This is a genomic window from Streptomyces himalayensis subsp. himalayensis (assembly GCF_013778455.1).
Lineage (GTDB): Bacteria > Actinomycetota > Actinomycetes > Streptomycetales > Streptomycetaceae > Streptomyces > Streptomyces himalayensis.
The window spans coordinates 31,016-52,519 of record NZ_JACEHE010000018.1; the positions used below are offsets into that span (position 1 = coordinate 31,016).

A 21,504-nucleotide genomic window follows, 5' to 3' on the forward strand; every position below is an offset into this window, starting at 1 on the left:
CGGCTCGCCCCGGGCCGATCGGGGTCGGTGGTCATCGCGCCATGGGCGCGACCAGCACGCTGTCCGTCGTGCGCGCCACGATGAAGGATTCCCCCTTGGTCGCCTTCGCGTCCAGTGAGATTCGGTGCTTGCCGGTGTCGAGGATGTCGTCGAAAACCTCATGGGTGTGGGCGCGGTAGAGCCGGTCGAGACGGTACGCGGTGAGCTGGACGCGGCAGGTGGAGGTGACCTCGATCCCCGCCTCGCCGTCGGCGGCGACCAGGCGCGCGAGACGGCGCTGCTCCACCGGGCTGCGATCGAGGGCGTGCTCTATCTGGGCGACCAGAAGCGGAATGATCGGCGCCAGCCCGTCGACGTACGCCACGTCCGCGCCGGCGCGTTCGAACGCGGCCCGTACGGCGGCTCGTTCCTGTTCACTGACGGCGCGGCCGAAGGCGACGGCTCCGTATGTGCGCAGTTCGTCGGCGGGGACGTCTGCCGCGTCCGTCGTGATCTCGGCGCCGATACCGATGGTGCGCAGGGCCGCGGCGAGCTTGGCGAGGACGGCGACGCGGGCGCCGATCAGCAGGACGCGGCGCGGCGCCGGTTCCTGCCGGTCGAGCAGGCTCTGCAGTGCGCTGCGGTACTCGGCACCGCGGAAGCGGAACGGCCCTATGCCGTGGTAGCCGTTGAGCTCGAGATCGGCGTGCTCGTCCGTCTGCCAGGCGAAGTCCCGCCAGACGAAGTCGTCGCTGCCGTCGTCGGCCTTGTCGATGGCCGCGGTGACCGCGCCGCATTCGATGCCCTCGCACTCGGGGCAGCCGTAGATGACGTACCGCCCACCGGGCAGCGGAGCCTCCGCCTCCAGCAGCAGCGCACGCACCTGGGCGGTGAAGATCGCGGGCGGGATGTCGGAGGCGAGCGGGGAGACGGCGTCGAGATCGGAGAGTTGGAAGAGCAGCGGTCTGCCGTCGACGATGAAGTCGACGAAATCCCGGTGCAGTTGGTAGTCACCATTGGCGCGGACCCCGCCGGCACGCATAGCCGGGGCCAGACCGAAAGTCGCGTACTCGGCACACATGTCCTGAGTATCCCCACCTGGAACCTGATGTGAGCACGGCATCACCCATTCCGCTACCGCCCGGGCATGAACAGGGACGTGATCGGTGCGAGTCTGGAGCCGCGAACCCGCCCGGCGCACCACTTCGGCGGTTGCGGGCGCGCTGTGGTGGCCCTACCGGATCGAGCCGGAGGCTCAGGTCAGTGAGTGGTCGCTGCGATCGCTGCAGGTCTACGAGGAGTTGGCGGCGCGGTCCGGCGACACGGGCGTACGCATGGTGGAGGGCGCGCATGGGGATGTGCGGAGGAGGCGGCCCGGCTTGATCTGCAGCGAGCACAGTGACGAGCCGTCGGGGCGCGAGGCCTGCCTGACGACGATCCGCGACCGCTGCCAGATGAGTCGACCGCGACGCCGGACCGCCCCACCGGTGGTGGCCCCCGATCCTGGCCGGGTACGGCACCAGACCGCGCCGAACCCGGCCGGAGATGGGTCACACGGGGTCACACCCTTTCGAGCCACAACTGCGCACTCAGCTGACGGCAGCGCCGAACCACTTGGGTAGTTGGCTGAGCAGATCCTGCTGGTCTTCACCGACCCACGCCACGTGGCCGTCCGGCCGCAGCAGCACCGCGGGCACATCCAGTTCCTCGCTGACGTCGACGACGTGGTCGACGCGGTCTGCCCAGCCCGCCACCGAGAGCCGGCCGGTCTGGTCGAGCAGCAGTCCGCGGCCGCCGTGCATCAGCTCGTAGAGGCGCCCCCGCTTCAGCCCCACGTCCCGCATCCGCCGACCGAGCAGTTCATGCCCCTCGCCGAAGTCGTAGCGGACCCCGATCGCGGTGATCTTCTCGATGAGGTATCGGTTCACCTCCTCGAAGTCCATCAGTTCCGACACCAACCGGCGCACCGCCTGGGGCCCCGGCTCGGTGGACATGAGCTCCATCTGCGCGCGGGTGTTGTACAGCACGTCGGCTGCCACCGGGTGCCGTTCGGTGTGGTAGCTGTCCAGCAGCCCCTCCGGTGCCCAGCCGTTCACCTCGGCGGCCAGCTTCCAGCCGAGGTTGAACGCGTCCTGGACACCGAGGTTGAGGCCCTGCCCGCCGGTCGGCGGGTGGATGTGCGCCGCGTCGCCGGCCAGCAGTACCCGGCCGACCCGGTAACGCTCGGCCTGCCGGGTGGCGTTGCCGAAGCGGGACAGCCAGCGCGGTGAGTGCACGCCGAAGTCGGTGCCGGCGAACGCCCGCAGCTGTTGCTTGAACTCCTCGAGGCTCGGCGGGACCGCGCGGTCCTCGGCCACCCCCTCGGCGGGCACGACGACGCGGTACACCCCGTCTCCGAAGGGCGTGGCGCCGAACCGCTTCTGGGTCTTGTTGACTTCGGCCACCGCGGCGGCCAGCGTCTCCGGTGGTACGGCCACCTCCATCTCGCCCAGCAGCGTCTCGACCGTGGAGGGCTCGCCGGGGAAGCCGACGCCGAGCAGCTTGCGCACCGTGCTGCGGCCGCCGTCGCAGCCGACGAGGTAGCGCGAGCGCAGCCGCGTGCCTCCCCCGCCGGCTACGCCCTCATTGGCGGGGGTACCCCCATTGGCCAGCTCGACGGTCACTCCGTGGTCGTCCTGGCTCAGCCCGACCAGTTCGCAGCCGCGCCGGATCTCGGCGCCGAGCTCGGTGGCGCGCTCGGCCAGCAGGCGATCGGTGGTGGGCTGCGGGATGCCGAGGATGTAGGGATGCGCGGTGTCCAGCCGGTCGGGCGCGGGTTTGGCGATGGCGGCGAAGAAACCGCCGACCGGGTACTGCCGACCGTGCGCGAGGAACCGCTCCAGCAGACCGCGCTGGCCCATCACCTCGATGCTGCGCACGTGCAGGCCGAGCGCGCGGACATACCCGGTCGGCTCCGCTTCCTTCTCCAGCACGAGCACGTGCACGCCGTGCAGCCGCAACTCACCGGCCAGCATCAAGCCGGTCGGTCCGCCGCCGGCAACGATCACGTCAATCATGAAAACCCCCCATTCAGCAAGCTTGCATGTCGGCCAGCCGCTCCGCGTAATCCGGCGGCGCGCACACCCGCACCTCCGCGCCGAGTGCCCGCCCCGCACCGCGAGTTCCCCCGGCGGTTCGACGTTCTGCGAGACCCACGTCGACAAAGGCACACGTACTTCGCGGATCCCTGATTTCCGCAGGTTCTGGCTTCGGCTGGAGATTCTGCGGCACGACCCAGGTCTTGCCGCAAGGCCCCCGGTGCGCTATACGTTGAGAGTGGCAAGGAGTGGGTAACCCTCCTTGCCTTTGCGTTTTCTCCTTGCCTTTGCTTTTCCCCTTGCCTCTGTCATTTGTCGTCCGCTGTTGTCGTCCGCTGTGGACGGACGAGCTCCTCCCGAAGCGGTGACGCGCCGCGTACGGCGATGCCGACGGTGCCTCCCGGGATGCGGTGGGCCTGGCGCGGCGGGGCCGCACCCTCGGGCGTTCTCCAGCCGCTGGGCGGGCTCTTCCAGACGTGGCTGTACGACCCGGCCAAGCCCAGCGCGCCTGCGGCGCGGGACGCCGGGGTTGTGCGGGTGTCCGGTACGCCCGCGCAGCCACGGGCGTGGAAGGCGATCTCGGCGACCAACGGGGTGCATGGGCACGGGTGATAGTGGGTTGCCCTGGGAGCGAGCCCTTGGCCCGCGGCCGGGGCTCTTTCCCGCCCCCCGCGCTTTCAGTTGACTACCGCCCTGTTCGAGGGGCGGTGGCGGCTCGGTGGGCGGCTCGGGCCCGTCGGGCCAGCGGGAAGTAGCGGAGGCGCTCCGGTAGGAGGGGGACGACCGTGCGGACCACGCGGCCGAAGCGGCGTAGGCGGCGCTCCTGAACCGGCGTCCAGGGCAGGCCGATCGCCTCGCGGGCGCCGGGCGGCATCAGCCCGATCGTGACGAAACGCCGGAGACGTACGAAGGGTGGCAGCAGCACGGGCCACAGGGCGCGCAACGCCAGGCGCAGCGGGAGTGGCACGTGGTCGGGTGGCGGGACGAGGCCGTCCACGGCGACGATTTCCCTGGCCACCGTCGTCAGTTCCAGTTCCTCGGCGAGCATATTGCGGTAGTACGGCCAGAACTCCTCGATCGTCTGCGGCATGTCCCGGTCGCGGATGCCGAGGACCCGGCCGACCTGGAGCCACTCGGCGTACAGCTGCCGCTCCTCGGCATCGGTGTAAGGGCGCCGGTCGAGGTACTGCCGAGCGTGCCGCATCACCGGGAACCCGCTCGCGTGCACCCACACGTAGGCCTCGGGCATGAGGGCGTGGTACGGGCGGCCGTGCGCGTCCGTGCCGCGGATCGTGCGGTGCAGCCGCCTGAGCCGCCGTCCTTCCTCGGCGGCGGCCTGACCTCCGTAGACCCACAGCTGCAGAGACCGCAGCGACCGCTCGCCGCGTCCCCATGGATCGGTACGGAACATCGAGTGCTCGTCGACGCCCGCACCGACGGCGGGGTGCGCCACCTGTAGGGCGAGCGCGGGTGGCAGGGTGAGGAGCGTGCGGATCTCTCCCGTGACGTCCCAGAGGATGCCGCCGGGCGGGGGCGGCAGGTTGCGGGGAGGAGACGCCAGGTTGCGGGGAGGAGACGCCAGGTTGCCGGGCGGGGGCGCCAGGTTGCCGGGCGGGGGCGCCAGGTTGGCGGGCGGGGCCGGCTCGGGCTTCTCCGTCTCACGGGGTGGGCGAGGCCGGTCCACGCCCCGCCGGTCTTCTCGCCGCCGGTCCCCGCCCCGCCGGTTCACGGCCCGTAGGTCTTCGGGCATGGGATGCGCTCCTCTGCCGGGCCCTGCGGTGAAGGGCTGGCAAGGGTGGCCGGGACGTGGCCGGGCGCCGGAAGCCCCGCTACACGGCTTCCGGCCCCGATCCCGTGTCCCTCCAGCTCCTACACATCCAGTATGCGATCAGCGCACCGGGGAGCGCACCGGGGAGCACGCTGCGCCGGCAAGGTGTGAGGGCGCGGGGCGCCAGGGCGACGGGCTGAGCTGGCGCGGGGCGCCGGGGCGCTGGGCCGACGGGCTGAGCTGGCGCGGGGCGCCGGAGGTGCACCGGGGCGCCGGAGGTGCACCGGGGCGCCGCGCCGACCGACTGTGCCGGAGCGCCGCGCCGACCGGCTGTGCCGGCGCGGTGTACACGCACGGTATGCCGGGTCGGGTGTGTGCCGGGCGGACGTCGTATGCCGACAGCGGTACGGCGGCATACCCTGCCGGGAGCCCGCAGCGCCCAGCGCCCAGTGGACCAGGCCTGCCGGATCGGCGTCGCATGCCGACGCGCAGTACGGCCGCATACCGTGCCGGGAGCCCGCTGGGCCCGGCGCCGCGCGAGGCTCAGCCGCGCGGATCCACCACCGTCCGAGCCGGGAGCGGCTCGCCCACGATGCGGCTCGCCAGGTTCGACGCCAGCTCGGAGACGCTGATCCGCAGTTCCGTCTCCGCGGCCGCGCGCTCGGCCTCGATCCTGGCCTTCCCCTCCTCGATGATCGAGTCGCGTTCGCGCCGGCCGTCCTGCCGGGCGGCAGCGATCAGCGCAGCACCCTCCTCGGCGGCCCGCTGCCGGGTGCGTGCCGCGTCATGCCGGGCTTCGGCCAGCACCTTCTCCGTCTTGGCGCGCTCGTTCTCCGCGCGGAGGCGCACCGCCTCCGCCCGCTCGGCAGCACCCTGGATCGCGTCCTCACGCTGGGCGATGACGCGGTTGATCCGCGGCAGGACACGCGCGATCAGGAAGAAGACCGCGGCGAACAGCGGGAGGGCGACCGCTAGTTCCTCGACCTTCGGATTGAGCGGGCCTATGTCCGTGGGAACGAGATACATAACCACGGCCTACCCGCTCATCCGTGCGAAACAACGCGCGTCTACGCCAGAGTTGGCCGAAACGTGCCATTCCCAGGGCAAAAGGCGAGGGGCGAGCGCACTCCGGCGCGCCCGCCCCGCGCCTCAACTTGGCTGCTACTTGGTGAGCTCGCCCATCTCCTGGTCGACCGTCCGGGAGATCCGCCGCCGCACCCCGTACCAGCCGCCGACGAGCGCGAGCCCGATGAGCGGGATGAGGTAGAGCGTCTTGCGGCCGATCTCGGGGTCCTTCCACATCAGGCCGAGCACGGCCAGCAAGAAGGCGATCGTGGCGATCTCGGTGACCGGGCTGCCGGGCAGGCGGAACTTCGGGCGCGTGACCAGGCCCTCCTTGGCGCGGCGAACGAAGGCCAGGTGGCAGATCATGATGATCACCCAGGTGCTGATGATGCCGAGTGAGGCGACGTTCAGGACGATCTCGAACGCCTGGCTGGGCATCAGGAAGTTCAGGCCGACGCCGAGGACGCACACTGCAGCGGTGAGCATGATGCCGCCGTACGGAACCTGGCTGCGGTTCATCTTCGCGGTGAACCCGGGCGCGGAGCCCGCCATCGCCATGGACCGCAGGATGCGGCCGGTGGAGTACAGGCCCGAGTTCAGGCTGGACATGGCCGCGGTCAGCACGACCAGGTTCATCACGTCGCCGGCCGCCGGGACGCCGATCTTGGAGAGGACCGTCACGAACGGGCTCTCGCCCGCCGAGTACACGGAGCCGGGCAGCAGCAGCGCCAGCAGGACGACCGAGCCGACGTAGAAGAGGCCCACGCGCCACATGATCGAGTTGACCGCGCGCGGCACGACCTTGTGCGGCTCGGCGGTCTCGCCCGCCGCGACACCGACCAGCTCCAGCGAGGCGTACGCGAAGACGACACCCTGCATGACGATCACGACGGGCATCAGACCGTGGGGCAGGAAGCCGCCGTTGTCGGTGATGACGTGCAGACCCGGGGTCTGGCCGCCCACCTCATGCTGCGTGACCAGCAGGAAGATGCCGACGAACATGAAAGCGACCAGCGCCGCGACCTTGATGATCGCGAACCAGAACTCCAGCTCGCCGAAGATCTTCACCGAGATCAGATTCACGAGGAGGACGACCGCGAGCGCGATCAGCGCCAGCACCCACTGGGGGATGTCGGTGAAGAAGCTCCAGTAGTGCGTGTAGAGCGCGATCGCCGTGATGTCGGCGATGCCGGTGGTCGACCAGTTCAGGAAGTACATCCAGCCGGCGACGTAGGCGCCCTTCTCGCCGAGGAACTCGCGCGCGTACGACACGAAGGATCCGGATGAGGGCCGGTAGAGGACCAGCTCACCGAGGGCGCGCACGACGAAGAAGGCGAAGATGCCGCACACCAGGTAGGCGAGGGCCAGTGCGGGACCCGCGGACTGGAGGCGTCCGCCGGCGCCGAGGAAGAGTCCGGTTCCGATCGCGCCGCCGATGGCGATCATGTTGACGTGGCGCGCCTTGAGGTCCTTGCTGTACCCGGCGTCGCCCGCGTCCGCGGGAGTCCGGGTCGCGTCCGCGGGGGATGCGACCGCGGCCGTTTCTACGGCGTCCTTGCTCACAGGTGGTTCTGCCTTCTGGTGCACCCGGATGTTGTCCGGTGTCGTCTTCGAGCTCCGGAGGGTGTTCCGGTGTGGTTGTGGTGGTGCTCCGGATGGTGTCCGGTGTGGTGGTGATACCGACCGCGCCATCGCTGTGTGCGGCACGGACCGACGCGACACCTTCCCCCATGGATCGCCGGTCACGCGGTGTCGTAGATCACAGAGCGGAACTTCTCACATGCTGGTCAGGGGGTGTACAAGCCGGCGCCTGCGTGATCGCTGCTCGCTGCGGGGCTGCAGTTTGCAGGCGGAAATCGAGTGCCACCGGGCAGCGAGAGCGCTTTCACAGGAGCGGTGAGACAGCAATACTGTTGCACCAGTGCTGCACCATCTGCGCTGCTTCGGGGAAGCGAGGGGATCCCATGCCGACGGACACCGCTGAGCCTGCACTCACCGAGCCGACTCTCACGGTCGACGAGCTTGCCGCGCGCGCGGGCGTCACCGTCCGCACAATCCGCTTCTACGGTTCCAAGGGCCTGCTGCCGCCCCCGGTCATCGGTCCGCGCCGGGTCGGGCACTACGGACCCGAGCACCTGTCCCGGCTGGGGCTGATCGAGGAGCTGCAACGGCAGGGCATGACGCTGTCGGCGATCGAGCGGTATCTGGAGCAGCTGCCGGCCGGACTGAGCGCCCACGAGCTCGCCATCCACCGGGCCGTGGTGGCCACCTGGGCACCCGGCCCCCCGGACCGAGCCACCCGCGCGGAGCTGGAGCGCCGGGCCGGGCGCCGGCTGTCCGACGAGGACATCGACCGGCTGGCGGCGATGGGCGTGATCGCCCGCTCCGGCTCCGGACCCCGTGACGATTCCGGCCCCGCCGCCTACGCCCAGTCGGGCTCCAACGGCGCCGGCGAGGAATCCGGAGCCGCGGACGCCTCCGCAGCCGCCGACGCGGCCGCTGCCGCCGAAGCACCCGGCACCGATGACGTCGGCGAGGCACCCGACGCAGACACCGCACAGGACGTTGGCGTCTTCCGCCTCGACCCGAGCCTGCTGCGGCTCGGCGTCCAGCTGCTGGACGTACCGATCGCGGACGAGACGATCCTCGCCGCGCGGACGGTCCTGCTGGAGCACGCCAGAGCGGTCGCGCACGAGCTGACGCAACTGTTCCGCGACGAGGTGTGGGACGCGGACCGCGAGCGGCAGTCCGATCCGGACCATGTCGCCGCGATGAAATCGCTCTCAGCCGATATGCAGCCGATCGTGGTGCAGGCTCTGGTGACGGCTTTCCAGCGGTCGCTCCGCGAGGAGTTGAGGGACGCGTTCCAGGCCTGAGGTGCGGCCGCAGGCCCGGGGCCGGATGGTCGCTGGTCAGCGTCCGGCCCCGGGCTGGTGGCGGCTCAGTCGTCGCTGAACTTCTCGCCCTTGTCGGCCTTCTCGACGAGCAGCGCGGGCGGCTCGAACCGCTCGCCGTAGCGCTCGGCGATTTCACGCGCGCGTGCTACGAATCCGGGCAGGCCTCCCTCGTAGCCGTTGATGTACTGGAGGACACCGCCCGTCCAGCCGGGGAAGCCGATGCCGAAGATGGAGCCGATGTTGGCGTCGGCGACCGACGTCAGCACGCCCTCCTCCAGGAGCCGGACGGTGTCCAGCGCCTCGGAGAACAGCATGCGTTCCTGCATGTCGCGGAACGGGATCTCGTGCCCCGGCTTGGTGAAGTGCTCGCGCAGGCCCGGCCACAGCCCGGCCCGCTTGCCGTCCACGTACTCGTAGAAGCCCGCGCCGCCGCTCCTGCCGGTGCGGCCGAACTCGTCGACCATGCGGTCGATGACCGCGTCGGCGGGGTGCGGGGTCCAAGTGCCGCCCGCCTCCTCGACGGCGCGCTGCGTCTCGCGGCGGATCTTTCGCGGGAGGGTGAGGGTGAGCTCGTCCATCAGGGACAGGACCTTCGCGGGGTATCCGGCCTGGGCCGCCGCCTGCTCGACCGACGCGGGCTCGAGGCCCTCGCCGACCATGGCGACGCCCTCGTTGATGAAGTGCCCGATGACGCGTGAGGTGAAGAAGCCGCGCGAGTCGTTGACGACGATCGGGGTCTTCCGGATCTGCCGGACCAGGTCGAAGGCGCGCGCGATGGCCGCGTCGCCGGTCCGCTCGCCCTTGATGATCTCGACGAGGGGCATCTTGTCGACGGGCGAGAAGAAGTGCAGTCCGATGAAGTCCTCGGGCCGCTCGACGCCCTCGGCAAGGAGCGTGATGGGCAGTGTCGAGGTGTTGGAGCACAGCAGCGCGTCCGGCTCGACGACGTCCTGGATCTCCTGGAACACCTTGTGCTTGAGCGCCGGGTCCTCGAAGACGGCCTCGATCACCGCGTCGCAGCCCGCCAGGTCGGCGGGGTCGGCCGTCGGGGTGATGCGCGCGAGGAGCTCGTCCGCCTTGTCCTGGCTGGTGCGTCCCTTGGCGACGGCCTTGGCGCAGAGGTTCTCGGAGTAGTTCTTGCCGCGCTCGGCGGCGTCCGCCGAGACGTCCTTGAGGACGACGTCGATGCCCGCACGGGCGCACGAGTACGCGATGCCCGCGCCCATCATCCCGGCGCCGAGCACCGCGACCTTGCGGACCTGGCGCGGCTCGATGCCCGTCGGCCTGCTCCTGCCCGCGTTCACGGCCTGGAGGTCGAAGAAGAACGCCTGGATCATGTTCTTCGCGGTCTGGCCGGTGACCAGCTCGGTGAAGTACCGGGCCTCGATGGTGAGAGCGGTCTCGAAGTCGACCTGGGAGCCCTCGACGGCCGCCGCGAGGATGTTGCGCGGCGCCGGGTAGGGCGCGCCGTTCAGCTGCTTCTTCAGGTTGGCGGGGAACGCGGGGAGGTTGGCGGCGAACTTGGGGGTCGACGGGGTGCCACCGGGGATGCGGTAGCCCGGGACGTCCCAGGGCTGCCGGGACTCGGGGTGGGCGTCGATGAACGCGCGGGCCTTGGCGATCATCTCCTCGGGGGAGGACGCCACTTCGTGGACGAGGCCGTTCTCCAGGGCACGCTGCGGGGAGTACTGGGTGCCCTGGAGCAGCACCTTCAGCAGCGCGTCCGCGATGCCCATCAGCCGTACGGTGCGGGTCACCCCGCCGCCCCCGGGGAGCAGGCCCAGGGTGACCTCGGGCAGGCCGATCTTGGAGCCGGGCGCGTCCCGCGCGATCCGGTGGTGGCTGGCGAGCGCGATCTCGTAACCGCCGCCGAGCGCCGCGCCGTTGATGGCCGCGACGACCGGCTTGCCCAGGGTCTCGATGCGGCGCAGCGAGTTCTTGATGCCGGTGCTCATGTCGAAGACCTGCTGGGCCTGCTCGGGGCCGGCCTGGATCATGTCCTTGAGGTCGCCGCCCGCGAAGAACGTCTTCTTGGCGGAGGTGTAGATGATGCCGCGGATGGAGTCCTTCTCGGCCTCGGCACGGTCGGCGATCGCCGCGATGGAGGCGCGGAAGGCCTGGTTCATGGTGTTCGCGGACTGGTTCGGGTCGTCGAGGACGAGGGTGACGACGCCGGTCTCGTCCTGTTCCCAGCGGATGGTGGTGGGCTCGGTGCTCATCTGCGGTGCTCCGTAAGAGTCGGAAAGGCTGGGGCTGGGTGGGGACAGGACGTCAGAGGCGCTCGACGATCGTGGCGATGCCCATGCCGCCGCCGACGCAGAGCGTGGCGAGGCCGTAGCGCTTGTCCTGGCGCTCGAGTTCGTCGACGAGGGTGCCGAGGATCATCGCGCCGGTGGCGCCCAGCGGGTGGCCGAGCGCGATGGCGCCGCCGTTGACGTTCACCTTGTCCAGGGACAGGCCCATGTCCTTCACGAAGCGCAGCACGACCGCCGCGAACGCCTCGTTGATCTCGACGAGGTCGATGTCGTCGATGGTCAGCCCCGCCTTCGCGAGGGCCTTGCGGGTCGCGGGCGCGGGCCCGGTGAGCATGATGGTGGGCTCGGAGCCGGAGACGGCGGCCGAGACGATCCGGGCGCGCGGGCGCAGACCGTAGCGCTCGCCGGTCTCCTTCGAGCCGATGGCGACCAGCGAGGCGCCGTCGACGATGCCGGACGAGTTGCCCGCGTGGTGCACGTGGTCGATCTTCTCGACCCAGTGGTACTTCTGCAGCGCCACGGCGTCGAAGCCGCCCAGGTCGCCGATGTCGGCGAACGACGGCTTGAGCCCCGCGAGCGAGTCGGCGGTGGTGCCGGGGCGCAGGTGCTCGTCGTGGTCGAGGACGACGAGGCCGCTGCGGTCGCGGACGGGTACGACGGACCTGTCGAAGCGGCCGTCCTTCCAGGCGGCCGCTGCGCGCTCCTGCGACAGCGCCGCGTACTCGTCGACGTCGCGCCGCGAGAAGCCCTCGATGGTGGCGATGAGGTCGGCGCCGATGCCCTGCGGTACGAAGTTGACGGCCAAGTTGGTCATCGGGTCGTTGAACCAGGCGCCGCCGTCCGAGGCCATCGGCACACGCGACATCGACTCGACGCCGCCCGCGAGCACGAGGTCCTCCCAGCCCGAACGGACCTTGGCCGCCGCCAGGTTGACCGCCTCCAGGCCCGAGGCACAGAAGCGGTTCTCCTGGACGCCGGCGACGGTGTCGGGCAGGCCCGCGGCGATGGCGGCGGTGCGCGCGATGTCGGAGCCCTGGTCGCCGACCGGGCTGACGACGCCGAGCACGATGTCGTCGATCGCGGCCGGGTCCAGATCGGGGAAGCGGGCCCGGATCTCGTGGATCAGGCCGACCACGAGGTCGATGGGCTTGGTGCCGTGCAGGGCGCCGCCCGCCTTGCCGCGCCCACGCGGGGTGCGGATCGCGTCGTACACATACGCTTCGGTGGTCATCGGTCAGTCGCCGTCCTTCGGGGTGTGCTGTGTCGGGTCCGGGGCGCCCGGCATCGGGGTGGAGCTGTTCGGGATCAGGTTCGGAACGTCCCAGTCGCGGGCCACGTCCGCGGTGTCGGCGCCCGGCTGCGCGGGGCCACTGCGCACGGTGGTGGGCGTGCCGGAGAAGCGGGGCGCGGGCGCGGGCTGGGTGATGCCGCCGTGGTCGGTGAACGTGCCGCGCGCAGCCAGGTGGGGATGGGCCGGTGCCTCGCGCAGCGAGAGCACGGGCGCCACACACGCGTCCGAGTCCTCGAAGACCGCGGTCCACTCGTCGCGCGTACGGGTCTTGAAGCGCGCGGCGACTGCTTCGCGCAGTTCGCCCCAGCGCGCCAGGTCCCAGCGGGCCGGAGCCTGCACCCCGATGCCGAGGAGCTCGACGAACTCGTCGTAGAACTGCTGCTCGAGGGCGCCGACCGCCATGTACTGGCCGTCCGCCGTCTCGTAGCAGCCGTAGAAGGGGCAGCCGCCGTCCAGCAGGTTCGCGCCGCGGCGGTCCTGCCAGCTGCCCGCCGCCAGCATGGCGTGGATCATCGCGGCGAGATGCGAGGCGCCGTCGACGATCGCGGCGTCCACGACCTGTCCGGTGCCGGTCGCACGGGCGTGGTGGAGCGCCGCCAGGACGCCGACGACGAGGTAGAGGGAGCCGCCCGCGAAGTCGCCGACCAGGTTCACGGGAACGGCGGGCGGTTCGCCGGGCTTGCCGATCATGCCGAGGGTGCCGGTGAGCGCGATGTACGCGATGTCGTGCCCGGCTCGCTGGGCGAGCGGACCGTCCTGGCCCCAGCCCGTCATCCGCCCGTAGACGAGCCGGGGATTGCGGGCCCGGCAGGCGTCCGGGCCGATGCCGAGGCGCTCGGCGACGCCCGGCCGGTAGCCCTCGATGAGGATGTCCGCGCGCTCTACCAGGTCGAGGACGCGGGCGGGTCCGTTGCCCGCCTTGAGGTCGATCAGTACGGAGCGCTTGTTGCGGTTGGTGATGTCGTATTCGGGGTCGATGACGAGTCCGCCGCCTCCGGGGCGGTCGACGCGTACGACATCGGCGCCGAGGTCGGCGAGGAGCATGGCGGCGAACGGGCCCGGCCCGATGCCCGCCAGCTCCACGACGCGCACGCCGGCGAGCGGACCGTGAACCGCGGTCTGTGCTTCCGCCATCGCGCCCCCAACACTGTGACATGACTGCTGTAACACCAGCGATGTTAAGAACGCGTTCCACTCCCCACAAGACCTTGGGCGAGCAAGCGCTTAGCCAATTGTGGGCTCCACGGGCGTCCCGCGCACGAGCGGCGCGGCCACCCGGCCCGCGGCAAGCTGCGTCCCGGAGGCCGCTCCGCGCCCGCCGGCCACAGTTCAGCGGCGGCTGGCAGGACCAGCAGGTTCTTGCGGTCGCGGAGCCGGCGGAAGAGTGCGGCGACCGCCTCAGCGGCCGGCGTCCAGCTCCGCGATCAGCCGTTTCGGGGCGATGGCGCGGTAGCTTCCTCGACCCATTCGCACAGCAGCTCCGCGTTCGGCGCGCCCTTCGGCTCCAGGGGTATGTTCACCCAGCCGTGTCTGCCCAGGCCGTACCCGGCGGGCTCCGCGCCCGGAGCGGCCAGCGCGTGCGCGTGGGTCTCTTCGTCCTTCAGCTTGACGGTGATGCCCAGCGGATAGCTGCCGTCGTCGACGCCGAGGAAGACGAACACCTTCTTGTTGACCTTCGCGACGGTGTCGCCCCAGGGGAAGTCCTCGACGGCACCCGGCAGTCCGAGCGCGAATCCGTGCACGCTCTGCCATGTCTTCAGCGCGCTCTTCGAAACCGCCACGGTCCCACCTTCCGGGGTGCTGAGTCAGCGGGGTGCTGGGTCAGCTCATGTCCTCTCACGCTAGCCTCGGCCACCGACAACGGCCCGGACGCACGGCTGAGGGGTGCCATGAGCAGGCAGAAGAGGTCCGATCGCGCGTATGACGTCGTGCTCTTCGGCGCGACCGGGTTCGTGGGGCTGCTGACGGCGGAGTATCTGGCCGCCCATGCGCCCGAAGGGCTGCGCTGGGCGATCGCGGGCCGCAGCACGACGAAGCTGGAGCAGCTGCGCGAGCGGCTCGCCGCCCTCGCGCCGGGGCGTCCGGAACCCGCCGTGCTCCGGGCTGACGTGGCCGACCCGGCGTCGCTGCGCGAGATGGCGGAGCACGCGCGCGTGGTGGCCACGACAGTCGGCCCGTATCTCAGGTACGGGCAGGACCTCGTCGCCGCCTGCGCCGACGCCGGCACCGACTACGCCGACCTGGCGGGTGAGCCCGAGTTCGTGGATCTCACCTACGTCAGGCACGACGCACGCGCGCGTGAGACCGGCGCCAGGCTGGTGCACGCGTGCGGGTTCGACTCGGTACCGCACGACCTGGGCGTGTATTTCACGGTGCTGCAGCTGCCCGAGAGCGTGCCGCTGCGCATCGACGGCTTCGTGCGGTCCGACGCGATGTTCTCGGGCGGCACGTTCGCATCCGCCCTGAACCAGTTCTCGCGCGGTCCGCAGATGCTGGCGGCCGCGCGCGACCGGCGCCGCCACGAGCCGCGCCTGCTGGGCCGCCGGGCGTACGCGCCGGTGAGCCCGCCGCGGTACGCCAAGGAAGTGGCCGCCTGGGCGCTGCCGCTGCCGACGATCGATCCCCAGATCGTCCAGCGCTCGGCTCGCGCCCTCGAGCGGTACGGGCCGGACTTCCGCTACCGGCACTACGCGGCCGTCAAGCGGCTGCCCTTCGCCGTGGGCGGCGTGGCCGCGGCGGGCGCGCTGTATGCGTCGGCCCAGCTGCCGCCCGCCCGGCGCTGGCTGTCGAGCCGTCTCAGGCCGGGTGAGGGTCCGGACGAGCAGCGGCGCGCGCGGAGCTGGTTCTCGGTGCGGTTCGTGGGCGAGGGCGGGGGCCGACGGGTGTTCACCGAGGTCGCGGGCGGCGATCCCGGCTACGGCGAGACGGCGAAGATGTTCGCCGAGTCGGCGCTGTCGCTCGCGCTCGACGACCTGCCGGAGACGTCGGGCCAGGTGACGACCGCGGTCGCGATGGGCGACGCCCTCATGGACCGTCTGCGCACGGCAGGGGTCACGTTCCGGGTGGCGGCAGAGATGTGAGTCGGCCGCCGTGTCGGCCTCCCGGGCTCTCCCGGTTTCACCGGTTTCACCATGATATGAGGGTGTAGATCATCCCGCCGATCCAGGCGAGGCCGGCGATCACGGCGAGGACCAGGGCGGCGGTCACGGTGCGCTCGAGCGGGTGGAGAGGTGCGGTGGCGGCCTTCGGGGCGCGGTGCGAAGTCATGCGGAACAGCCTGCCGACCGCGGCGGCTCCAGAGATCCGCACGGATACACAACGGACATAAGTACGGATACTCAGTCGGCGCGTCCCAAGGCGGCCGCCTCACGTTTTACCCGTCGGCACAGGGCGTCCGCCCGCCGCGTGGATTCCGGAAGGCGGTAACGCGGGGTCAGGCGGAGCGTGTGGGCGCATGCGTTGTCCAGGCTGACCCGGTGTCCGACGGAGACGAAGACGGGCTTGACGCCGTCGTGGGTGCGCAGCGCTCTGCCCACCTCCTCGTCCCCCTCGACGAGCGGCGAAAACGAGCCGCGCGGGGCTCCCGGCTCCTCGTACGAGAAGGTGAAGGCGTTCTTGGCGACGCCGATCGACGGCAGGCCGGTGAGGACGCCGAGGTGGCTCGCGAGCCCGAAGCGGCGCGGATGGGCCCTGCCGTAACCGTCACAGACGACCGTTCCGGGGTCGGCACGGAGTGAGTCGAGGGCGGCCAGCACGGTGGGGATCTCGCGGAAGGCGAGCAGCCCCGGGATGTACGGGAAGGAGATCCGGCCGACGGCGGTCGCCTCCTCGACGACCTCCAGGGTCGCCGCGTCGAGGACCACGGCCGCGGCCGCCACCAGGTCCCGCTCGTCGTCGTACGCGACGTCGACCCCCGTGACATGCCCGGTGCCCGGCGCCGGCCCGGGCTCGTCGAGCACCACACGGGTCCGCAACTCGTCCTGGATCGCGCGGGCTTGCGCTTCGGTGGTGGGCCAGTCCCCGGGGATGCTCACTGTTCTCACGTTCATTGCGACGAAGACGTCGCCCGAGCCGGCCGCCCACCGGCAGCAGTTGCGCGACTGACGAGCAGTGGGCCGGGGCGGGGGGCGCCGTCCCGGCCCTCCGTGGGCGCGGTCAACGGCCCAGGGCGCGGGACAGCTGGTCCTTGTTCATCTTCGAACGGCCTTGGATTTTGCGGCTCTTGGCCTCTTCGTACAGCTGGTCGTACGTCGGACCCTGCGATCCCTGACCGGAGCGGAGGCCGCCACGGCGGCCGGACGACATGTCGTCGACCGAGGTGCGGCTCGCGGTCTTCGACTCGCCCTGTCGCGCCCGCTCCTTGTTCACCGTTCTCGCGGCGATCTCCTCGGCGCGCTTCTTGCTCTCACCGCGCTCGAGCCGGCTCTCCTTGATGTGCTCGTACTGGCGTTCCCGTTTGGGGTTAGAGCCGCGTGGCATGGTCGTGCTCCTTACTCTGTGACAACGGCCCCCGAATCAGGCAAGCATGAGTTCCGCACCGCCGCACCGCAGATGGACCCAGCCCGGACGTCAGCCATGGGGCCGTCCAGGTCAACCCTCGTCCGGAGGGGTACGCGCGCGTGGAGCACCGTCCACGACCGGCCTCAGGTCCCTTGACCCTGAGCCGAACCAGGCATGCCGACGCCACACGGGTCTCCGTGACGTCTGTCACCGCGATGGACAGCAGGGATTGAAGCAGGTGACAGAGGTCACTCGGCCGGGGCATGCACGCATTCGCTCGTTCTGCCGTCTATTCAAGAGTCCGGCGCCATCAGCCCAGCCTTCGATCAGCCGTCACAAGGGAGCAGGCGTTGTCCATCGTCATCGAACAAGCCGTAGAGGCCCGCCTCGTCGCGGCCGTGCCGCGGATGCTCACCATCCCCGCCACCCTGCACTACGACCGGCGTGATCCCTTCGCCGTGCGCATCACCTTCCCGGCACCGGCGACCCTGGAAGGCGTCGAGGTCTGCTGGACGTTCGCACGCGAGCTGCTCAGCACCGGCACGGAGTCCCCGGTGGGCGAAGGCGACGTGAAGTTGCGGCCGTACGGCTACGACCGCACGGTCCTGGAGTTCCACGCCCGGGAAGGCATCGCGGTGGTCCATGTCCGCACGGGAGAACTGCGCCGCTTCCTTGCGCGCACTGTCGCGCTCGTCCCCATGGGCAAGGAGCACCTCCATCTCGACCTGGACCACGGCCTTGCCGAGCTGATGGGCGGCGCCTGCTGAAACAGTCGTCCGAGGGCCGTAGCGTGCGGTCGTCGGTAAATACATTTGACGCCGATACAGCGGTCTCGTACGTTTTGAAGCGCCCTGTTGCCGTCGATTGGAGAAGGACGTTGCTCGTCTGAGGTCTTGGGACACCGTGTCACACAGCCCCTGTGTTGCTGTGTGCGCAGCGTGCGACCTCGGCGTACGAGCCGTCCTCCGGCGCGGGACTCTTCTCCCCGCCCTCCGGCCTCGAGCCCTCCGGCTTGCGCCTGACGGGCTTCCGCCTCCAGGTTGATCATCCCGCCGTCGTCGCCCTGCGGTGTCCCGAACGCGTTGCCCCTCACCCCATGTGCCAGTGACACGGGGGCGCGTTCGCGACTGACCGTATTCCTCCGGTCGCGACGATCGCGCTGCCCGGTCACCGCTCCCAGCAACCGCGGAGGCCCGTATGTCCACATCCCCCACATCCATCACCTGCACGTCCCTCTCCTTCGGCTGGCCGGACGGGACCGGCGTCTTCGACGACCTGCAGGTCGCCTTCGGTCCCGGCAGGACCGGCCTCATCGGGCTCAACGGGTCCGGGAAGTCAACGCTGCTGAAGCTGATCGCGGGCGAACTCACCCCGACGGACGGCATGCTCCGCGTGGCCGGAGAGGTCGGTTACCTCCCGCAGAACGTCACGCTCGACACCGGACTCCGCGTCGACGAGGTCCTGGGAATCGCCGGCACGCGCGCCGCACTGCACGCCATCGAGGCGGGCGACGTACGGGAGGAGCACTTCACGGCCGTCGGCGACGACTGGGACGTCGAGGAGCGCGCTGTCGCGACCCTCGACGGGCTCGGGCTCGGCCACATCGGCCTCGACCGGACCATCGGGGAGGTCTCCGGCGGCGAGTCGGTGCTGCTGCGGCTGGCCGCACTGCTACTGCGCCGTCCCGACGTGCTGCTTCTCGACGAGCCCACCAACAATCTCGACCTGTGGGCGCGCAGGCGGCTCCACGACACGGTGGCGGCCTGGTCGGGGGTCATGGTCGTGGTCAGCCACGACCGTGAACTCCTCGAACTGGTCGACCAGATCGCCGATCTGCATGCGGGCGAGATCACCTGGTACGGAGGGCCGTACTCCGCCTACGAGAGAGCGCTCTCCGTCGAGCAGGAAGCGGCCGAACGCATGGTGCGCGCCGCCGAGACCGATCTGCGCCGTCAGAAGCGTGAGCTCGCCGACGCCCAGGTCAAGTTGGCCCGCCGCAAACGGTACGGCCAGAAGATGTGGGACCAGAAACGCGAACCCAAGATCGTCATGGGCGCGCGCAAAAGGGCCGCCCAGGAGTCGGCCGGGAAGCACCGCATCATGCACGAAGAGCGGCTCGCCGAGGCGAGGGAGCGCCTCGACGAGGCGGTGGAGGCGGTGCGGGACGAGGACGAGATCCGCGTCGAACTGCCCTACACCGCGGTCCCGCCCGGTCGCACCGTGCTGACGCTGCGTGAGCTGGAGCTGAAGTACGGCGCGCGGGTGAGCGGTGAGTTCGAGCTGCGGGGCCCGGAGCGGGTCGCGTTGATCGGCAGGAACGGCGCGGGGAAGACGACCCTGCTGCGGACGATCGCCGGAGAGCTGGAGCCGGTGTCGGGCGACGCGAGGGCGCATGTGCCGCTGCGCTTTCTGCCGCAGCGGCTCGACGTGCTCGACGAGGAGCTCACCGTCGCCGAGAACGTGGCGCGCTTCGCACCCGACGCCACCAACAACCGGATCAGGGCACGTCTGGCCCGCTTCCTGTTCAAGGGGGCGCGGGCCGACCAGCGGGCGGCGACGCTCTCTGGCGGAGAGCGCTTCCGGGCGGCACTGGCCGCGCTGATTCTGGCCGAGCCCGCACCCCAGCTGCTCATGCTCGACGAGCCCACGAACAACCTGGACATGGCGAGCGTCCGGCAGCTGACGACGGCTCTGGAGTCGTACGAGGGAGCGCTGATCGTGGCCAGTCACGACCTGCCGTTCCTGGAGTCGATCGGCATTACCCGCCGCCTGCTGCTGGACGGCGAACTGCGGGAGATCACAGCAGAAGAGGCCGTCGGGTAAGACCGACCGGCAACCCTCCAATTGCCGGTCGGTCTAAGCCGACGAGTCAGGGCGGCACGGTCGTCGAGTGCGTCGACGGCGCCGAGTGCATTGACCTCGGTTCGAGGTCACTGCATGTCACTGCGCCTGCGCCGTCGCGCACTCCGGCGCGTCCGCGTCGAGCGAGAGCGGGCTGCCCTTGGGCAGCAGGTAGGTGACGTAGAGGACGACCGGTTCCGTACCGAGATTGCGTCCGATGTGTACATGGCCCGGACCGGACGGTTCGATGAAAGCGCTCCCGGCGGAGGTCGACTCGACCGAGCAGTCGTCCATCGTGCGGGTGAGGGTGCCGGCCTTGACGACGGCGATGAGCTGGCCGGAATGGTAGTGCCATCCGGTGGAGCCGCCCGGCTCGATGGTGATGGTGCGGACGACCACGTCCGCCTGCCCTCTGGGAGCCTTGACGTTCAGGGTGCCCTCCGAGGTGCCGGTGGCGAGGATCGTGCCGGAGACCCCGCTGCCGGGGGTCGCGAGCGCGCTGGAGGGCCCGACGGCCAGCGCGGCCACGCACCCCGACACCACACACGCCTTTCGGACACCAGTACCCGTGCGCCTCATCCTGACCCTCCAACTCGTGGGCGTTGTTGCCGGTTTGAGTATCGGGGGTCGGGGTCGGCCTGTCAGGACCATCCGCTCCCCCATCTCCGGCGCGCGCCGTCGACCGGTCGCCGTCACGTCGCCCACTGACGGCCGGATCACGGTGTGGCCGGTCAGAACCACAGGTGAGGCCGTCAGTCGTCGCCACCCCAGCGGCGGACGGGGACTGTCGTCGATCGGGCAGGCAGTTGCATGATGTGGCCGGACAGCACCCGCGTCGGGTCCCGCCCGAGCCCTGCCGGGCCCTGGCGCGCCCATCCGAGACGGAGAAGAGCACGTGCCCAGCCAGAAGGCCCTCGTCCGCCGCCCCAGCTCCCGCCTCGCCGAAGGGCTCGTCACCCATGTCGAGCGCCAACCGGTCGACGCCGGTCTCGCGGTCGAGCAGTGGGAGGCCTACACCGAGGCCCTGCGGACGCATGGCTGGGAGACCCTAGAGGTGGAGCCCGCCGACGACTGTCCCGACTCGGTCTTCGTCGAGGACGTTGTGGTCGTCTTCCGCAATGTCGCACTGATCACCCGCCCGGGCGCCGAGTCGCGCCGGGCGGAGACGGCCGGTGTGGAGGAGGCGGTGGCACGGCTCGGCTGCTCGGTGAACTGGGTGTGGGAGCCGGGCACTCTGGACGGCGGTGACATCCTCAAGATCGGCGACACCGTGTACGTGGGACGCGGCGGCAGGACCAACGCGGCCGGAGTGCAGCAGTTGCGGGCGGCCTTCGAGCCGCTTGGAGCGCGCGTGGTGGCCGTACCCGTGAGCAAGGTGCTCCATCTCAAGTCGGCGGTGACGGCGCTGCCCGACGGCACGGTCATCGGTCATGAGCCGCTCGTGGACAACCCGTCGCTGTTTCCGCGATTCCTGCCGGTCCCGGAGGAGTCGGGGGCGCATGTGGTGCTCCTCGGCGGCGGGAAGCTGCTGATGGCCGCGAGCGCGCCGAAGACCGCGGAGCTGTTCGCGGATCTGGGATACGAACCGGTCCTGGTCGACATCAGCGAGTTCGAGAAGCTCGAGGGCTGTGTGACATGTCTCTCGGTACGGCTTCGTGAGCTGTACCGCTGAGGGGCTGAGGGACTCGTGAGGCCTGTGCTCGCTGTCCACGGCCAGACTCGGGGCACCCGAATGGGCTGTTCGGTACCCCCGGTGGTGGCGCGCTTTACGGAGCGCTTAACCTACGGATACGTAACCTACGGTTTCGTAGCCTACGAAGCCGTAGGTAGC

The 21,504-nt window shown here is 70.5% G+C and carries 18 protein-coding genes and 2 pseudogenes; 7 read left to right on the forward strand and 13 right to left on the reverse strand.

All coding sequences use genetic code 11. The features are described from left to right. Window positions 1-31: 31 nt before the first annotated feature. Window positions 32-1,060, reverse strand: a complete 1,029-nt coding sequence (locus tag H1D24_RS26740; RefSeq protein WP_181660259.1) for an oxidoreductase — start codon at window positions 1,058-1,060, stop codon at window positions 32-34. An 85-nt stretch (window positions 1,061-1,145) separates the two neighbouring features. Here H1D24_RS26740 and H1D24_RS42630 point away from each other — a divergent pair. Continuing rightward, window positions 1,146-1,343: pseudogene (locus tag H1D24_RS42630) on the forward strand (amino acid oxidase); the annotation flags it as partial. A 225-nt stretch (window positions 1,344-1,568) separates the two neighbouring features. On the opposite strand, the gene rox reads toward H1D24_RS42630, so the two are convergent. Further along, on the reverse strand, window positions 1,569-3,035 hold the full coding sequence (gene rox / locus H1D24_RS26745) for a rifampin monooxygenase (protein ID WP_181660260.1): 1,467 nt from the start codon (window positions 3,033-3,035) through the stop codon (window positions 1,569-1,571). 405 nt (window positions 3,036-3,440) lie between these two features. On the opposite strand from rox, the gene H1D24_RS26750 reads away from it, so the two are divergent. Next, the gene (locus tag H1D24_RS26750) at window positions 3,441-3,668 is read left to right on the forward strand and encodes a hypothetical protein (protein WP_181660261.1); all 228 of its coding nucleotides are present in this window, start codon (window positions 3,441-3,443) and stop codon (window positions 3,666-3,668) included. A 73-nt stretch (window positions 3,669-3,741) separates the two neighbouring features. On the opposite strand, the gene H1D24_RS26755 is transcribed toward H1D24_RS26750, so the two are convergent. The 3 genes from H1D24_RS26755 to H1D24_RS26765 all read right to left on the reverse strand — a co-directional run bounded on the left by H1D24_RS26755 (window position 3,742) and on the right by H1D24_RS26765 (window position 7,452). Next, the gene (locus H1D24_RS26755; RefSeq protein WP_181660262.1) at window positions 3,742-4,806 is read right to left on the reverse strand and encodes an oxygenase MpaB family protein; all 1,065 of its coding nucleotides are present in this window, start codon (window positions 4,804-4,806) and stop codon (window positions 3,742-3,744) included. A 561-nt stretch (window positions 4,807-5,367) separates the two neighbouring features. Further along, window positions 5,368-5,850, reverse strand: coding sequence for a F0F1 ATP synthase subunit B family protein (locus H1D24_RS26760; protein ID WP_181660263.1), 483 nt, complete (start codon window positions 5,848-5,850; stop codon window positions 5,368-5,370). Between the two features lie 135 nt (window positions 5,851-5,985). Next, entirely contained in the window at window positions 5,986-7,452 is a 1,467-nt protein-coding gene (locus H1D24_RS26765; RefSeq protein WP_181660264.1) for an amino acid permease, read from the reverse strand. Between the two features lie 401 nt (window positions 7,453-7,853). On the opposite strand from H1D24_RS26765, the gene H1D24_RS26770 reads away from it, so the two are divergent. Next, complete coding sequence (locus H1D24_RS26770; RefSeq protein ID WP_181660265.1) at window positions 7,854-8,765, forward strand: MerR family transcriptional regulator; 912 nt, start codon at window positions 7,854-7,856, stop codon at window positions 8,763-8,765. A 65-nt stretch (window positions 8,766-8,830) separates the two neighbouring features. Here the strand turns inward: H1D24_RS26770 and H1D24_RS26775 are convergent, their stop codons facing one another. The 4 genes and pseudogenes from H1D24_RS26775 to H1D24_RS26790 form a co-directional block, all read right to left on the reverse strand. Next, a complete protein-coding gene (locus H1D24_RS26775) occupies window positions 8,831-11,005 on the reverse strand; it encodes a 3-hydroxyacyl-CoA dehydrogenase NAD-binding domain-containing protein (RefSeq protein ID WP_181660266.1) in 2,175 nt (724 codons plus the stop codon). 52 nt (window positions 11,006-11,057) lie between these two features. Further along, window positions 11,058-12,272: an acetyl-CoA C-acetyltransferase gene (locus H1D24_RS26780; RefSeq protein WP_181660267.1), complete on the reverse strand. Its 1,215-nt coding sequence runs from the start codon at window positions 12,270-12,272 to the stop codon at window positions 11,058-11,060. A 3-nt stretch (window positions 12,273-12,275) separates the two neighbouring features. Continuing rightward, window positions 12,276-13,466 (reverse strand): CaiB/BaiF CoA transferase family protein, encoded by a 1,191-nt coding sequence (locus H1D24_RS26785; RefSeq protein WP_181660268.1) that lies wholly within the window; start codon window positions 13,464-13,466, stop codon window positions 12,276-12,278. Between the two features lie 264 nt (window positions 13,467-13,730). After that, a pseudogene (locus H1D24_RS26790) lies at window positions 13,731-14,113 on the reverse strand (MmcQ/YjbR family DNA-binding protein). Window positions 14,114-14,221: 108 nt separating this feature from the next. Here H1D24_RS26790 and H1D24_RS26795 point away from each other — a divergent pair. Continuing rightward, on the forward strand, window positions 14,222-15,412 hold the full coding sequence (locus H1D24_RS26795) for a saccharopine dehydrogenase family protein (protein WP_181660269.1): 1,191 nt from the start codon (window positions 14,222-14,224) through the stop codon (window positions 15,410-15,412). Between the two features lie 46 nt (window positions 15,413-15,458). Here the strand turns inward: H1D24_RS26795 and mmpA are convergent, their stop codons facing one another. The 3 genes from mmpA to H1D24_RS26810 all read right to left on the reverse strand — a co-directional run bounded on the left by mmpA (window position 15,459) and on the right by H1D24_RS26810 (window position 16,811). Next, window positions 15,459-15,599 carry a morphogenic membrane protein MmpA gene (gene mmpA / locus H1D24_RS26800; RefSeq protein ID WP_181660270.1) on the reverse strand — a complete coding sequence of 47 codons (141 nt, stop codon included), beginning with the start codon at window positions 15,597-15,599 and terminating at the stop codon, window positions 15,459-15,461. Window positions 15,600-15,670: 71 nt separating this feature from the next. Beyond that, entirely contained in the window at window positions 15,671-16,375 is a 705-nt protein-coding gene (locus H1D24_RS26805) for an endonuclease V (RefSeq protein WP_181660362.1), read from the reverse strand. Between the two features lie 112 nt (window positions 16,376-16,487). Next, entirely contained in the window at window positions 16,488-16,811 is a 324-nt protein-coding gene (locus H1D24_RS26810) for a plasmid stabilization protein (protein ID WP_181660271.1), read from the reverse strand. A 371-nt stretch (window positions 16,812-17,182) separates the two neighbouring features. Between H1D24_RS26810 and ssgD the strand changes: the two genes are divergently transcribed. After that, a complete protein-coding gene (gene ssgD / locus H1D24_RS26815) occupies window positions 17,183-17,599 on the forward strand; it encodes a spore wall synthesis regulator SsgD (RefSeq protein WP_181660272.1) in 417 nt (138 codons plus the stop codon). Between the two features lie 430 nt (window positions 17,600-18,029). Then, the gene (locus tag H1D24_RS26820) at window positions 18,030-19,655 is read left to right on the forward strand and encodes an ABC-F family ATP-binding cassette domain-containing protein (RefSeq protein ID WP_181660273.1); all 1,626 of its coding nucleotides are present in this window, start codon (window positions 18,030-18,032) and stop codon (window positions 19,653-19,655) included. A gap of 117 nt (window positions 19,656-19,772) precedes the next feature. Here H1D24_RS26820 and H1D24_RS26825 read toward each other — a convergent pair whose 3' ends face one another. Further along, window positions 19,773-20,252 carry a cupin domain-containing protein gene (locus H1D24_RS26825; protein ID WP_181660274.1) on the reverse strand — a complete coding sequence of 160 codons (480 nt, stop codon included), beginning with the start codon at window positions 20,250-20,252 and terminating at the stop codon, window positions 19,773-19,775. A gap of 316 nt (window positions 20,253-20,568) precedes the next feature. On the opposite strand from H1D24_RS26825, the gene ddaH reads away from it, so the two are divergent. Beyond that, the gene (gene ddaH, locus H1D24_RS26830; RefSeq protein WP_181660275.1) at window positions 20,569-21,345 is read left to right on the forward strand and encodes a dimethylargininase; all 777 of its coding nucleotides are present in this window, start codon (window positions 20,569-20,571) and stop codon (window positions 21,343-21,345) included. The last annotated feature ends 159 nt before the right edge of the window (window positions 21,346-21,504 follow it).

Excerpts from the sequence above, each read along its gene's own strand:
- H1D24_RS26755 (WP_181660262.1), bottom strand. The coding sequence starts at position 4,806 with ATGCCCGAAGACCTACGGGCCGTGAACCGGCGGGGCGGGGACCGGCGG.
- H1D24_RS26750 (WP_181660261.1), top strand. The coding sequence starts at position 3,441 with ATGCCGACGGTGCCTCCCGGGATGCGGTGGGCCTGGCGCGGCGGGGCC.
- mmpA (WP_181660270.1), bottom strand. The coding sequence starts at position 15,599 with ATGACTTCGCACCGCGCCCCGAAGGCCGCCACCGCACCTCTCCACCCG.
- H1D24_RS26775 (WP_181660266.1), bottom strand. The coding sequence starts at position 11,005 with ATGAGCACCGAGCCCACCACCATCCGCTGGGAACAGGACGAGACCGGC.
- H1D24_RS26820 (WP_181660273.1), top strand. The coding sequence starts at position 18,030 with ATGTCCACATCCCCCACATCCATCACCTGCACGTCCCTCTCCTTCGGC.
- rox (WP_181660260.1), bottom strand. The coding sequence starts at position 3,035 with ATGATTGACGTGATCGTTGCCGGCGGCGGACCGACCGGCTTGATGCTG.
- H1D24_RS26810 (WP_181660271.1), bottom strand. The coding sequence starts at position 16,811 with ATGCCACGCGGCTCTAACCCCAAACGGGAACGCCAGTACGAGCACATC.
- H1D24_RS26770 (WP_181660265.1), top strand. The coding sequence starts at position 7,854 with ATGCCGACGGACACCGCTGAGCCTGCACTCACCGAGCCGACTCTCACG.
- H1D24_RS26740 (WP_181660259.1), bottom strand. The coding sequence starts at position 1,060 with ATGTGTGCCGAGTACGCGACTTTCGGTCTGGCCCCGGCTATGCGTGCC.
- H1D24_RS26795 (WP_181660269.1), top strand. The coding sequence starts at position 14,222 with ATGAGCAGGCAGAAGAGGTCCGATCGCGCGTATGACGTCGTGCTCTTC.
- H1D24_RS26785 (WP_181660268.1), bottom strand. The coding sequence starts at position 13,466 with ATGGCGGAAGCACAGACCGCGGTTCACGGTCCGCTCGCCGGCGTGCGC.
- H1D24_RS26825 (WP_181660274.1), bottom strand. The coding sequence starts at position 20,252 with ATGAGGCGCACGGGTACTGGTGTCCGAAAGGCGTGTGTGGTGTCGGGG.
- H1D24_RS26780 (WP_181660267.1), bottom strand. The coding sequence starts at position 12,272 with ATGACCACCGAAGCGTATGTGTACGACGCGATCCGCACCCCGCGTGGG.
- H1D24_RS26760 (WP_181660263.1), bottom strand. The coding sequence starts at position 5,850 with ATGTATCTCGTTCCCACGGACATAGGCCCGCTCAATCCGAAGGTCGAG.